General features: G+C 70.4%; 8 protein-coding genes. 6 read left to right on the top strand and 2 right to left on the bottom strand.

Features of this window, described 5'->3' with window-relative positions; genetic code table 11:
* The first annotated feature begins 296 nt into the window (after window positions 1-296).
* A complete protein-coding gene (secA, locus tag ABZ876_RS23100) occupies window positions 297-3110 on the top strand; it encodes a preprotein translocase subunit SecA (RefSeq protein WP_361784208.1) in 2814 nt (937 codons plus the stop codon).
* 96 nt (window positions 3111-3206) lie between these two features.
* Here the strand turns inward: secA and ABZ876_RS23095 are convergent, their stop codons facing one another.
* Window positions 3207-3812: an Rv3235 family protein gene (locus ABZ876_RS23095; RefSeq protein ID WP_361784205.1), complete on the bottom strand. Its 606-nt coding sequence runs from the start codon at window positions 3810-3812 to the stop codon at window positions 3207-3209.
* Window positions 3813-4152: 340 nt separating this feature from the next.
* Here ABZ876_RS23095 and ABZ876_RS23090 point away from each other — a divergent pair, with 340 nt between their 5' ends.
* Entirely contained in the window at window positions 4153-4668 is a 516-nt protein-coding gene (locus tag ABZ876_RS23090; RefSeq protein ID WP_361784202.1) for a hypothetical protein, read from the top strand.
* A gap of 69 nt (window positions 4669-4737) precedes the next feature.
* A complete protein-coding gene (locus ABZ876_RS23085; RefSeq protein WP_361784199.1) occupies window positions 4738-5403 on the top strand; it encodes an HAD family hydrolase in 666 nt (221 codons plus the stop codon).
* 86 nt (window positions 5404-5489) lie between these two features.
* On the opposite strand, the gene ABZ876_RS23080 is transcribed toward ABZ876_RS23085, so the two are convergent.
* Window positions 5490-6056 carry a DJ-1/PfpI family protein gene (locus ABZ876_RS23080; RefSeq protein ID WP_361784196.1) on the bottom strand — a complete coding sequence of 189 codons (567 nt, stop codon included), beginning with the start codon at window positions 6054-6056 and terminating at the stop codon, window positions 5490-5492.
* A 594-nt stretch (window positions 6057-6650) separates the two neighbouring features.
* Between ABZ876_RS23080 and ABZ876_RS23075 the strand changes: the two genes are divergently transcribed.
* From ABZ876_RS23075 to ABZ876_RS23065, 3 genes are all read left to right on the top strand, one after another.
* Window positions 6651-11591 carry an NAD-glutamate dehydrogenase gene (locus ABZ876_RS23075; protein ID WP_361784193.1) on the top strand — a complete coding sequence of 1647 codons (4941 nt, stop codon included), beginning with the start codon at window positions 6651-6653 and terminating at the stop codon, window positions 11589-11591.
* Window positions 11592-11793: 202 nt separating this feature from the next.
* Window positions 11794-12318: a GtrA family protein gene (locus ABZ876_RS23070; RefSeq protein WP_361784190.1), complete on the top strand. Its 525-nt coding sequence runs from the start codon at window positions 11794-11796 to the stop codon at window positions 12316-12318.
* A gap of 143 nt (window positions 12319-12461) precedes the next feature.
* A complete protein-coding gene (locus ABZ876_RS23065; protein ID WP_361784276.1) occupies window positions 12462-13874 on the top strand; it encodes a hypothetical protein in 1413 nt (470 codons plus the stop codon).
* Window positions 13875-13956: the final 82 nt, after the last annotated feature.

The raw sequence follows: 13956 nt of genomic DNA, 5'->3' as shown, positions 1-13956 counted from the left end.
GGCTCCGCCGTCGTATGCTCGCCCTCCGGCGGACCACGGTCGCGGCCGCCGCCGCGCCCGGTGGGACGGCTGTCACCGCCGCCACGCCGTCGTCTCTCCTCCTCCGCCACCGGGTGAGAGGCCGGTTACTTTTCGTGGCACGGACGCGGCACCTTCCGTCGCGCCCGTCCGTTGTCCTAGTGGCTGTCGGCGACAGACCTCCCGGCGCGGCGGGGTCCTCGCTTACGATGGCCGTTGCTCAAGCTGTCATAAGTAACCGACCGTCCCAGGCCCGACCGGCAAGGAGACAAACCCCCGTGTCCGTCCTCTCGAAGATCATGCGTGCAGGCGAAGGCAAGATCCTGCGCAAGCTGCACCGCATCGCGGACCAGGTCAACTCCATCGAAGAGGACTTCATCAACCTCTCCGACGCCGAGCTGAGGGCCCTCACCGACGAGTACAAGCAGCGGTACGCCGACGGTGAGAGCCTCGACGACCTGCTGCCCGAGGCGTTCGCCACCGTCCGCGAGGCCGCCAAGCGCGCCCTCGGCCAGCGGCACTACGACGTGCAGCTGATGGGTGGCGCCGCGCTCCACCTCGGCTATGTCGCCGAGATGAAGACCGGTGAGGGCAAGACCCTGGTCGGCACGCTGCCCGCTTATCTCAACGCCATCTCCGGAGACGGCGTCCACATCGTCACGGTCAACGACTACCTGGCCGAGCGCGACTCCGAGATGATGGGCCGCGTCCACAAGTTCCTGGGTCTCAGCGTCGGCTGCATCCTTGGGAACATGACCCCGGCCCAGCGCCGCGAGCAGTACGCGTGCGACATCACCTACGGCACGAACAACGAGTTCGGCTTCGACTACCTGCGCGACAACATGGCGTGGTCGAAGGACGAGCTGGTGCAGCGCGGCCACAATTTCGCCATCGTCGACGAGGTCGACTCCATCCTCATCGACGAGGCCCGTACGCCGCTGATCATCTCCGGCCCGGCCGACCAGGCCACCAAGTGGTACGGCGACTTCGCCAAGCTGGTCACGCGCCTGAAGCGCGGTGAGGCGGGCAACCCGATGAAGGGCATCGAGGAGACCGGCGACTACGACGTCGACGAGAAGAAGCGCACGGTCGCCATCCACGAGTCCGGCGTCAGCAAGGTCGAGGACTGGCTGGGCATCGACAACCTCTACGAGTCGGTGAACACCCCGCTGGTGGGCTACCTGAACAACGCCATCAAGGCCAAGGAGCTCTTCAAGCGCGACAAGGACTACGTCGTCATCGACGGCGAGGTCATGATCGTCGACGAGCACACCGGCCGTATCCTCGCGGGCCGCCGCTACAACGAGGGCATGCACCAGGCGATCGAGGCGAAGGAAGGGGTGGACATCAAGGACGAGAACCAGACCCTCGCCACGATCACCCTGCAGAACTTCTTCCGCCTCTACAAGAAGCTGTCCGGCATGACCGGTACGGCGATGACCGAGGCCGCCGAGTTCCACCAGATCTACAAGCTCGGCGTGGTCCCCATCCCGACCAACAGGCCGATGGTCCGCATGGACCAGTCGGACCTGATCTACCGCACCGAGGTCGCGAAGTTCGAGGCGGTCGTCGACGACATCGCCGAGAAGCACGAGAAGGGCCAGCCGATCCTGGTCGGCACCACCTCGGTCGAGAAGTCCGAGTACCTCTCGCAGCAGCTCAGCAAGCGCGGTATCCAGCACGAGGTGCTGAACGCCAAGCACCACGAGCGCGAGGCGGCGATCGTCGCCCAGGCGGGTCGCAGGGGCGCCGTGACCGTGGCCACCAACATGGCCGGCCGTGGTACGGACATCAAGCTCGGCGGCAACCCCGAGGACCTCGCCGAGGCCGAGCTGCGCCAGCGCGGGCTCGACCCCGAGGAGCACATCGAGGAGTGGGCGCACGCCCTGCCCGCCGCCCTGGAGCGGGCCGAGCAGGCGGTCAAGGCGGAGAAGGACGAGGTCGAGGGCCTCGGCGGCCTGTATGTGCTGGGCACCGAGCGCCACGAGTCCCGCCGTATCGACAACCAGCTGCGCGGTCGTAGCGGCCGTCAGGGCGACCCCGGCGAGTCGCGTTTCTACCTCTCCCTGGGTGACGACCTGATGCGCCTGTTCAAGGCCCAGATGGTCGAGCGCGTCATGTCGATGGCGAACGTCCCCGACGACGTGCCGATCGAGAACAAGATGGTCACGCGCGCGATCGCGTCCGCCCAGTCGCAGGTCGAGACGCAGAACTTCGAGACCCGGAAGAACGTCCTCAAGTACGACGAGGTCCTCAACCGGCAGCGTGAGGTCATCTACGGCGAGCGGCGCCGCGTCCTGGAGGGCGAGGACCTGCACGAGCAGATCCGGCACTTCATGAACGACACGATCGACGCCTACGTCCACGCCGAGACCTCCGAGGGCTTCCCCGAGGACTGGGACCTGGACCGGCTGTGGGGCGCCTTCAAGCAGCTCTACCCGGTGAAGGTCACCATCGAGGAGCTGGAGGAGGCCGCGGGCGACCGTGCCGGGCTGACCGCCGAGTTCATCGCCGAGTCCATCAAGGACGACATCTACGAGCAGTACGAGCAGCGCGAGGCGCAGCTCGGCTCCGAGATCATGCGTGAGCTGGAGCGCCGCGTCGTGCTGTCGGTCCTGGACCGCAAGTGGCGCGAGCACCTCTACGAGATGGACTACCTCCAGGAGGGCATCGGCCTGCGGGCGATGGCGCAGAAGGACCCGCTGGTCGAGTACCAGCGCGAGGGCTTCGACATGTTCACCGCCATGATGGAGGGCATCAAGGAGGAGTCCGTCGGCTATCTGTTCAACCTGGAGGTCCAGGTGGAGCAGCAGGTCGAGGAGGTCCCCGTCGAGGAGGCCAAGCCCTCCCTGGAGAAGGAAGAGGCCGTGGCGGCCCAGGCGGCCCGCCCGGAGATCCGCGCCAAGGGCCTGGACGCCCCGCAGCGCCGCGAGCGGCTGCACTTCTCCGCCCCGACCGTGGACGGCGAGGGCGGCATCATCGAGGGCGACTTCGCCAGCGACGACGGCGAGCCGGTGCGCTCGGAGGCCGACGGCCTCACGCGTGCTGAGCGCCGCAAGCAGGCGAAGGGCGGACGCCGCCGCAAGAAGTGACGCGGCTGTAGCGCCAGGAGCGTCGTCGTCCGGCGGCAGGGCCGGATGAGGGGCCGGGCACCCGACCAGGGTGCCCGGCCCCTCGTGTCATGGCGCTCAGTCGTCGTCCGCCCGTTGCGACCGGGGCCCGCCCAGTTCCACCGCGGTGCAGCGCCAGCGGTGGTCGGAGCCGCACTCCAGACGGAACGCCATGGCGCGCAGCTGGTCGCCCGCGCCGATCCGGGCGAAGGCCTCGATGGCCCCCGGGCGCGGGACGTAGTAGCCGATGTCGCGGACGACGGGACGGGTGCCGCGGGTGCGCAGCGGGCCGCGTTCGGCGAGCCGGGCCAGCTCGTCGTAGGCCCGGCCGACGGTGTGGCGGAGCATGCTGTGCACCGGGCGCTGACCGCTCAGCACGGACAGGAGGCGGTCGGCGAAGAGGTCGGTCGGGCGGGGCTGGGGGACCGTCGCCGTCCGGCCCGGAGCGCGGGGCGGTGCGGTCTCCGGCGTGTCCTGACCCGGTGCGAGGGCCGGTGTGCGGTGGCCCGGTGCCTTGGCGGGTGGGCGGTCGCCCGGTGCCGTACCGCGGGTCGTGCCCTCGCCGGGGGCCGTGCGGCGAGGAGTGCCGCCGGGGCGGCGGCTGTCGTGGCGGACCGGCGGGCGTCCGTCCGGCCGGGCCTTCGCCCGGGGGTGTGTGCTGTTCCTGGTCATCACCTTGTTCATGCGGGATCCCCGTTTCGCGGGACCGGCGGATACCGGTCGGTAACTTCTCGATGGGAATCCTGTACGCGGCGGACCGGGCGCGCAGGGAAGCCGGCGCCGGGCGGAGACGGCCGGAGGGTTCACCTATCAGGGTGGGCGGCGAGGCGGCGGCCCTCGGCACGGCCGGGAGGAACGGGTGACCGGCAAGCGCCCTGGTTGACGGCGGGGAACGGTGCCGACGGGGCCCGAAGGGGGACGCCCGCACGTATCCTGGGGTGACCGCCGGAGGAGCGGAACGATCTCCGCGGGGGCCCTGCGGGGTCGCCCGGCGTCCCTGACCGACTACGAAAGCGGCTCGTCAATGCGCGTCTACGTCCCCCTGACCCTCTCCGGTCTCGCCGAGGCGTACAAGACGGGCGAGCTGGGCGCCGGGCCGGTCGTCGCATACGCCGTCACCCCCGCCCTGCGGGAGTGGTACCTCTCCGACGACATCGAGGAGCTGGAGTACGCGGCGCTCAGCCGGGCCTCGCTGGCCTCCCTGCGGCTGCTGGCGGCGGACCCGGGGGCGCCACGGCGGCGGGTGGTCGTCGCGGTCGACGTGCCGGACGGCGCGGCCGCGGCCGACCCGGACCGCGGCCTCGACCCGGCCGCGCTCGGCGAGGTGCGGATCGCGGGAACCGTGCCGCTGGCCAAGGCGGCCGCCGTGCACGTCGACGCGGCCGACGCGGAGGCGGACGTGACCGAGGCGGCCCGGGTGCTTCCGGCGGCGGAGGACGGGGACGACGACGCGCAGTTCGTCGTGGACGGGGCCGAGGACCACGAACTGCTCTGGTACGCGACGCAGGAAATCCCGAATCTCCTGGGGCCGGGCCGCTGACCTGGGGGATCCCTCTCCTCGTGGTCGCGGCACCGGTGAGTGTCGGTGGTACCGGGTACGTTTTCCGGCATGGGGACGTACAAAAGCGCGCACATTGTGTGGGACTGGAACGGGACGCTGTTCCACGACAATGAGGCGATCATCGGGGCGACGAACGCGGCGTTCGCGGAGCTGGGCCTGGAGCCCATCACGCTGGAGAAGTACCGGACGCTGTACTGCGTGCCGGTGCCGAAGTTCTACGAGCGGCTGATGGGACGGCTGCCCGCCGACACCGAGTGGGAGGTCATGGACGAGATCTTCCACCGCTACTACGCGGAGCACCGGATCCGGTGCGGGCTCACCGAAGGCGCGGTGGAGCTGCTCGCGGGCTGGCGGTCGGCGGGCCGCAGCCAGTCCCTCCTGAGCATGTACGTCCACGAGGAACTCGTGCCGCTCGTCCGGGGATTCGGGATCGAGGGGCACTTCGTGCGGGTGGAGGGGCGGACCGGTCCCTCCGGGGGCAGCAAGGCCGAACACATGGTCCGCCATATACGGGCCCTCGACGGCGTCGATCCCTCGCGCACGGTGGTGATCGGGGACGCCGCCGACGACGCGGTCGCCGCCCTGCACGTCGGAGCGCGGGCCGTTCTGTACACGGGGGGCTCGCACGGCCGCGCCAGCCTGGAGGGGGCCGGGGTGCCGGTCGTCGACACACTGGAGGAGGCGGTCGCGGAGGCCGAGCGCCTGGCGGCGTGAACGGACGCGGCGCCCGCAGGCGCCGCACCCGCACGCACGCTCCGCCCAGGCACCGCTCCCCCCGTACCGCACCCCCGCGAGGCGGCTCAGGTCGCCGGTGCCTTCGCCCGCAGTACCGTCAGGAACTCACGCATCCAGCCGGGGTGGTCCGGCCAGGCGCGGGACGAGACGAGGGTGCCGTCGACGACCGCCTCGGTGTCCTGGAAGGTCGCGCCGGCCGCCTGCATGTCCAGCTCCAGGGCCGGATACGCGGTGACGCGACGTCCGCGCAGGGCGTCCACCGCGGCGGTCAGGAGGGGGCCGTGGCAGATCTGGGCGACCGGCTTGTCGGTGTCGAAGAACGCCTTCACGATCTTGCGGAGCTCGGCATCGTTGCGGAGGTACTCCGGGGCGCGCCCGCCAGGCAGGACGAGGGCGACGTAGTCACCGGGGTCGACATCGGAGAAGGCCAGGTCGGCGGGCCAGGTGTAGCCCGGTTTCTCGGTGTAGGTGTCGAAGCCGGGTTCGAAGTCGTGGACGACGAAGCGGAGGGTCTTCCGGGTGGGTGCCGCGATGTGGACCTCGTAGCCCTCCTCGCGCAGGCGCTGGTAGGGGTACAGGACCTCCAGCGATTCCGCCGCGTCCCCGGTGACGATCAGGATCTTCTGCGTCATGTCCGCCGTGCTCCCCTCGGTCGTGCGGGCGGCCCCGTCGGGTGCCTTCCGGCAACGTGCCTCAAGCCGGGGACGCTGCCAAGGGGGCCCGTACGGTTCGTACCGCCATGCTCGCACCGAAGGCCCTGCACGGCAGTGCCTCCCTGGCCCCTGTGCAGAACGTCAAACTTCGACCCCCTCTTTTGTACACATACGGCTCATGACGTGCCCCCCGTGGGGAGCGATAGCCTGGTGGCGTGATCAGCGCGATACCTCGCGGGGACGTCGTCGTCCCTGCCTTGCGCCCGGTGAGCACGGACGACATCCGTGACCGGGCGGCGGTCGCTGGTCTTCGCAGGCGGGGCCGGTCGGACAGGGCGCCGCAGGCGCCCGGTACGGCAACCGGGGCGCCGGGGACGCGAGGGGCGCGAAGCGCGCCGAGAGCAGCGTCACAGTCGCCGAGGGCGTCGGAGTTGGCCGATAACCCCCCACCCATCTCTCCATGCGGCATAGCGTCGAACCAGACCGGACACCCCGCGTCGCGGCGTTACGCCGGAGAAGAGACCGTACTTCCTTCTACGTCACGCAACGGCGCGCGACAGGAGCCAGAGGACAATGCAGACCAAGCTGGACGAAGCCAAGGCCGAGCTGCTCGAGAGGGCCGCCCGGGTAGCTGAGAACAGCCCGGTCGGGGGGCACCTACCGACTGGGACGACGGGCGCGGGAACCCCGGACCGGGACACCGTGCTCGCGTTCCTCCAGCGCTACTACCTGCACACCGCCCCGGAGGACCTGGCCGACCGCGACCCGGTCGACGTCCTGGGAGCCGCGTTCTCGCACTACAGACTGGCCGAAACACGTCCCCAGGGCACGGCCAACGTGCGGGTCCACACCCCCACCGTCGAGGAGAACGGCTGGACGTGCAGCCACTCCGTCGTGGAGGTCGTGACCGACGACATGCCCTTCCTGGTCGACTCCGTGACCAACGAGCTGTCACGGCAGGGCCGCGGAATCCACGCCGTCGTCCACCCGCAGTTCGTCGTCCGCCGCGACCTGACCGGCAAGCTGCTCGAGGTGCTCCCCGAGGCGCCCGGCGGCGAACTGCCGCACGACGCTCACGTCGAGTCCTGGATCCACGTCGAGATCGACCGGGAGACCGACCGCTCCGACCTGAAGCAGATCACCGCCGACCTGCTGCGCGTCCTGTCCGACGTCCGTGAGGCCGTCGAGGACTGGGAGAAGATGCGCGAGTGCGCGCTGCGCGTCGCCGAGGGGCTCCCGAAGGAATCGCTGCCCGGGGATCTGCCCGAGGCCGAGCTCGAGGAGGCCGGCGAGCTGCTGCGCTGGCTGGCCGCCGACCACTTCACCTTCCTCGGCTACCGCGAGTACGAGCTGCGGGAGGACGACGCGCTGGCCGCCGTGCCCGGCACCGGACTCGGCATACTGCGATCGGACCCGCACCACGCGGGTGGCGAGAGCCACCCGGTCAGCCCGTCCTTCGAACGGCTGCCCGCCGACGCCCGCGCCAAGGCCCGCGAGCACAAGCTGCTGGTCCTCACCAAGGCCAACAGCCGCGCGACCGTGCACCGGCCGTCGTACCTCGACTACGTCGGCGTGAAGAAGTTCGACGGAAACGGCAACGTCATCGGCGAACGCCGGTTCCTCGGCCTGTTCTCGTCCGCCGCCTACACCGAGTCGGTGCGTCGCGTGCCCGTCATCCGGCGCAAGGTCGACGAGGTCCTCAGGGGCGCCGGATTCTCCCCCAACAGCCACGGCGGTCGCGACCTGCTCCAGATCCTGGAGACCTACCCGCGCGACGAGCTGTTCCAGACCCCGGCCGACGAGCTGCGCTCCATCGTCACCTCCGTCCTCTACCTCCAGGAGCGCCGCCGGCTGCGGCTCTACCTGCGCCAGGACGAGTACGGACGCTACTACTCGGCCCTCGTCTACCTGCCGCGCGACCGCTACACCACGGGCGTGCGACTGCGGATCATCGACATCCTCAAGGAGGAGCTCGGCGGTACCAGCGTCGACTTCACGGCCTGGAACACCGAGTCGATCCTCTCCCGGCTGCACTTCGTCGTGCGTGTCCCGCAGGGCACCGAGCTGCCGCAGCTGTCCGACGCCGACAAGGAGCGCATCGAGGCGCGGCTGGTGGAGGCCGCCCGCTCCTGGACCGACTCCTTCAACGAGGCGCTGAACGCCGAACTCGGCGAGGAGCGCGCCGCCGAGCTTCAGCGCCGCTACACCAACGCCTTCCCCGAGGGCTACAAGGCCGACCACACCCCGCGCGCCGCGGTCGCCGACCTGGTCCACCTCGAGCAGCTCAGCACCGAGGAGGGCGGCCGGGACTTCGCGCTCAGCCTTTACGAGCCGGTCGGTGTCGGCCCCGGCGAGCGCCGCTTCAAGATCTACCGCAGGGGTGAGTCGGTCTCCCTGTCCGCGGTGCTGCCGGTGCTCCAGCGGCTCGGCGTCGAGGTCATCGACGAGCGCCCCTACGAGCTGCGCTGCGCGGACCGTACGAACGCGTGGATCTACGACTTCGGTCTGCGCCTGCCCAAGTCGCTCACCGGCAACGGCGACTACCTCGGCGACGACGCCCGCGAGCGGTTCCAGGACGCCTTCACCGCCACCTGGACCGGGCAGGCCGAGAACGACGGCTTCAACGCCCTGGTGCTGAGCGCCGGGCTCACCTGGCGGCAGGCGATGGTGCTGCGCGCCTACGCCAAGTACCTGCGCCAGGCCGGTTCCACCTTCAGCCAGGACTACATGGAGGACACCCTCCGCAACAATGTCCACACCACCCGGCTGCTGGTCTCGCTGTTCGAGGCGCGGATGTCGCCGGAGCGGCAGCGGGCGGGCCTGGAGCTGACCGACGCCCTGCTGGAGGAGCTGGACGCCGCCCTGGACCAGGTCGCCTCGCTGGACGAGGACCGTATCCTGCGCTCCTTCCTCACCCTGATCAAGGCCACCCTGCGCACCAACTTCTTCCAGGAGTCGCGCGCCGGCAAGCCGCACGACTACGTCTCGATGAAGTTCGACCCGCAGGCCATCCCGGACCTGCCGGCGCCGCGCCCGGCGTACGAGATCTGGGTGTACTCGCCGAAGGTCGAGGGCGTGCACCTGCGCTTCGGCAAGGTCGCGCGCGGTGGTCTGCGCTGGTCCGACCGGCGTGAGGACTTCCGCACGGAGATCCTCGGCCTGGTCAAGGCGCAGATGGTGAAGAACACCGTCATCGTGCCGGTGGGTGCCAAGGGCGGCTTCGTCGCCAAGCAGCTTCCGGATCCGGCGGTGGACCGCGACGCCTGGCTCGCGGAGGGCATCCGCAGCTACCGCACCTTCATCTCGGCGCTGCTCGACATCACCGACAACCTGGTGGCCGGCGAGGTCGTGCCGCCCGCGGACGTGGTCCGGCACGACTCCGACGACACCTACCTCGTGGTGGCCGCCGACAAGGGCACGGCGACGTTCTCCGACATCGCCAACGAGGTCGCCGAGAGCTACGGCTTCTGGCTCGGTGACGCCTTCGCCTCCGGCGGCTCGGCGGGCTACGACCACAAGAAGATGGGCATCACCGCCCGCGGCGCCTGGGAGTCCGTGAAGCGGCACTTCCGGGAGCTGGGCGTCGACACCCAGACCGAGGACTTCACCGTGGTGGGCATCGGTGACATGTCCGGTGACGTGTTCGGCAACGGCATGCTGCTGTCCGAGCACATCCGCCTGGTCGCGGCGTTCGACCACCGGCACATCTTCCTCGACCCGAACCCGGACGCGGCGACCTCGTACGCGGAGCGCCGCCGCCTGTTCGAGCTGCCGCGCTCGTCGTGGGCCGACTACGACACCGGACTGCTGTCGGCGGGCGGCGGTGTGTTCCCGCGGTCGGCGAAGTCGATCCCGGTCAACGCGCACATCCGCGAGGCGCTCGGCATCGAGGGCCCGGTCACCAAGATGACCCCGGCCGACCTGATGAAGGCGATCCTCGCGTCGCCGGTGGACCTGCTCTGGAACGGCGGCATCGGCACCTATGTGAAGTCCTCGGCGGAGTCGAACGCGGACGTCGGCGACAAGGCGAACGACGCCATCCGCGTGGACGGCAAGGACCTTCGGGTCAAGGTCGTCGGCGAGGGCGGCAACCTGGGTCTGACCCAGCTCGGCCGGATCGAGTTCGCCCAGCACGGCGGCAAGATCAACACGGATGCCATCGACAACAGCGCGGGCGTGGACACCTCCGACCACGAGGTGAACATCAAGATCCTGCTCAACGCGGTCGTGTCCAACGGCGATCTGACGGTCAAGCAGCGCAACCAGCTGCTCGCCGAGATGACCGACGAGGTCGGCTGCCTGGTGCTGCGCAACAACTACGCGCAGAACGTGGCGATCGCCAACGCCCTGTTCCAGTCGAAGGACATGCTGCACGCCCAGCAGCGGTTCATGCGCCATCTGGTGCGCGAGGGGCACCTCGACCGGGCGCTGGAGTTCCTGCCCACCGACCGGCAGATCCGCGAGCGGCTCAACGCCGGTCAGGGCCTGACCGGTCCGGAGACGGCCGTTCTGCTGGCGTACACCAAGATCACGGTCTCCCGGGAGCTGCTGGAGACGCAGCTGCCCGACGACCCGTATCTGCGCCGCCTGCTGCACGCCTACTTCCCGACGGCGCTGCGCGACCGGTTCCCCGAGCAGATCGACGGCCACGCGCTGAGCCGTGAGATCGTGACGACCCTGCTGGTCAACGACACGGTCAACACGGGTGGTACGAGCTTCCTGCACCGTCTGCGCGAGGAGACGGGCGCCTCGCTGGAGGAGATCGTGAGGGCGCAGACCGCGTCCCGTACGATCTTCCACTCCGGTGCGGTGTGGGACGCGGTCGAGGCCCTCGACAACAAGGTCGACGCCGACGTCCAGACCCGTATCCGGCTGCACTCCCGCCGGCTCGTCGAGCGCGGTACGCGCTGGCTGCTGAACAACCGGCCGCAGCCGCTTCAGCTGGGCGAGACCATCGCGTTCTTCGGCGACCGCGTCGAGCAGGTCTGGAGCGAGCTGCCCAAGCTGCTGCGCGGCGCGGACCTGGAGTGGTGGGAGAAGATCTACGACGAGCTGACGGGTGCGGGCGTCCCGGACGAACTCGCCACGCGCGTGGCCGGGTTCTCCTCCGCCTTCCCGGCTCTCGACATCGTCTCGGTGGCCGACCGCACCGGCAAGGACCCGATGGACGTCGCCGAGGTCTACTACGACCTCGCCGACCGCCTCGGCATCACCCAGCTCATGGACCGCATCATCGAACTGCCGCGTGCGGACCGGTGGCAGTCGATGGCGCGGGCGTCGATCCGCGAGGACCTCTACGCGGCCCACGCGGGTCTGACGGCCGAGATCCTGGCCGTGGGCAACGGCGCCTCCACGCCGGAGCAGCGGTTCGAGGCGTGGCGGGAGAAGAACGGGGCGATCCTGTCCCGGGCCCGGACGACCCTCGACGAGATCGCCAACTCGGACTCGTTCGACCTCGCGAACCTCTCGGTCGCGATGCGCACGATGCGGACGCTGCTGCGGACGCACAGCTAGTCCCGGTACGAGGGCGGGGGCGCTCCCTGGAGGGGGCGCCCCCGTCGGCGTATCGATGGAGCATTCCCCGTCCGCCCGTCACGTACCGCTTTCTTGCCAAGACCTAGGGGAATTCCGGCGGTCACTTTACCCTCGCCCGCTAAACACGACATTTGGACTAGGTTTGGCGTGATCGTCGGACGAGCGTGGAGGACCCGTACCCGTGACTGTGAACCTCTCCGAGCAGCGGCCCCAGGTCGCTCGCCCGGTCGCCGAGCCCGCCGTCCCCATGCCCGTGAGCGCCCCCGTCCCGGCGCTCGTCCGGGTCCGGCGGCTCGCGCTCGAGGCGGCCAAGTTCGGGGTCGTCGGCGGCAGCGGTGTCGCGGTCAATTTCCTCGTCTTCAACGCCCTTCTGCACGGCCTGGCATGGGCCCCCATGACGGCGACCGTGCTCGCCAGCGTCATCGCCATGGGCACCAACTACCTGGGCTTCCGCTTCTTCGCCTACCGGGACCGGGCCTCGCGCACCCGGCAGCAGATCATGCTGTTCTTCGTCTTCAGCGGGATCGGTGTGGTGATGGAGAGCGTGCTGTTCTACGCCGGCTACCACGGCCTGGGCATGAACGGGCCGTTCGGCTCCAACGTGGCGAAGGCGCTGTCGATCGTGCTGGCGTCGGCGTTCCGCTTCCTGGTGTACCGCACCTGGGTGTTCCAGCACGAGGCGAAGCAGGGCCACGGCACCCGATGAGCGTCACCGCGCAGAACACCGGCGGAGGGCAGGGGGCCGGGGGACGACTCAGGGGGCCCGGGGGGCCGTTCGCGGCCGCCGGGACGCCGCGTGGTGCCGTGGGCGTCGCACTGTGGGCGGCCGCGGCGCTTCTCGTCGTGCTGATGCTGCTGGTGATCGAACGGCTGCCCTGGGCCGGCGATCTCGGCATGCACGCGGCGACCGTGGAGCGGCTGCGGCACCGGCTGCTGGACCCCGGCAACCCCCTCGTCGACGAGAACACACCGAGCCCGTACTACTCCCCGTGGACCGTCTTCCTCGGTGTGCTCGCCCGCCTCACCGGGCTGTCCGTCTGGGTCGTGCTGCGCATCGGCGCGCTGATAGGACTGACGCTGCTGGTGACGGGCGTGTGGCGATACGTCCGGGCGTTGACCGCGCACCGTCTCGCGCCGCCGCTCGCCCTGCTGTGCGTGGTGCTGCTGTGGGGCACCCAGGTGTTCAACTGGAGCGGCCTGCTCGGGCTCAACTCGCTGGCGCTGACGGTTGCCTACCCCAGCGTGCTGGCGCTGGGCCTCGCCTTCCACTTCTGGGCGCTGCTGACACGGGCACTGAAGGGCGGGTCCGCGGGGTGGGCCGTCTTCCTCGGGCTCGGCGCCCTGTGGGCGGTGATACTGCTCAGCCACCAGTTCACCGGAGTGGTGGCGACGCTGGGCGCGCTGGCGACGGTGGTCGGTGCGCGCGCCGGGCGCCGGGAGTGGCTGCGGCTCGGCGTCGGGATCCTGCTCGGTGTGCTGGTCCTCGCGCTGTGGCCCTACTACGACTTCTTCGCGCTGTTCCGGGTGGGCGGCCTGGAGGCGATCCACCGGTCGCTCTACCAGCATCTGTTCGCCCGGTTCTGCCTGGTCCTGGTCGGGGTGGCGGCGCTCGCCCTGCGGGCCCGGCGTGACCTGCGGGATCCGCTGGTGGTGTTCTTCCTGCTCGGCGTGCTGATGTTCGCGGCGGGCGGGCTGACCGGGCACTACTCCTGGGGGCGGGCGCTGCCGGCGGTGCTGATCCCGGCGCAGGTCGCGGCAGCCGTGGAGGTGGCCGGCGCGGCGCGCGGCACCCTGCGGAACGCGGGGGCGTGGGTGCTGGCGGCCGCGCTCGGGGTGGGCGCGTGGACACAGGTGCAGACCGTCGGATACGTGGTGGGGCGCAGCGCCCTGCCCGCGCCGGTCGCCGCGAAGTACCGGGTGCCGTGGGTGGGGTACCACTGGATCACGCCGTGGGTGCGGTACGGGGACGTGGTGATGGCGACGACGTATCCCGCGCGGCAGATTCCGGCGTACGGGGCGTACACCGTGGCTCCGGGGTATCCGGACTTCTTCCTGCCGGACGAGGCGAAGCGGGAGGCGGCGGTGCGGACGTACTTCACGGCGGGTTCGTCGCGGAGCGAGCGTCTGGGCGTGCTGCGGACGTACGGCGTGCGGTGGGTCGTGCAGCGCCCGGCCGACGGCGGACTGCCGCAGGGAGACCGGGCGTTGCGACGGGTGGCATCGGGGCCGGGCGGCCAGGTGCTGTACGAGGTGATGCACTGAGGCACCGCCGCCGGCCTCCAGGCTCCGGACCCTTACGGGCCCCGGCTCTTGCGGGTCCCGGCGGCGTCGACGTGCGGCCGGG

The sequence above is a fragment of the Streptomyces sp. NPDC046931 genome, from assembly GCF_040644655.1.
Classification (GTDB): domain Bacteria; phylum Actinomycetota; class Actinomycetes; order Streptomycetales; family Streptomycetaceae; genus Streptomyces.
Note: the sequence above shows the minus strand (reverse complement) of the source record. Positions and strands in the feature narration are given on the sequence as shown.

Excerpts from the sequence above, each read along its gene's own strand:
- ABZ876_RS23095 (WP_361784205.1), bottom strand. The coding sequence starts at position 3,812 with ATGAACAAGGTGATGACCAGGAACAGCACACACCCCCGGGCGAAGGCC.
- ABZ876_RS23090 (WP_361784202.1), top strand. The coding sequence starts at position 4,153 with ATGCGCGTCTACGTCCCCCTGACCCTCTCCGGTCTCGCCGAGGCGTAC.
- ABZ876_RS23085 (WP_361784199.1), top strand. The coding sequence starts at position 4,738 with ATGGGGACGTACAAAAGCGCGCACATTGTGTGGGACTGGAACGGGACG.
- ABZ876_RS23080 (WP_361784196.1), bottom strand. The coding sequence starts at position 6,056 with ATGACGCAGAAGATCCTGATCGTCACCGGGGACGCGGCGGAATCGCTG.
- ABZ876_RS23075 (WP_361784193.1), top strand. The coding sequence starts at position 6,651 with ATGCAGACCAAGCTGGACGAAGCCAAGGCCGAGCTGCTCGAGAGGGCC.
- ABZ876_RS23065 (WP_361784276.1), top strand. The coding sequence starts at position 12,462 with ATGCTGCTGGTGATCGAACGGCTGCCCTGGGCCGGCGATCTCGGCATG.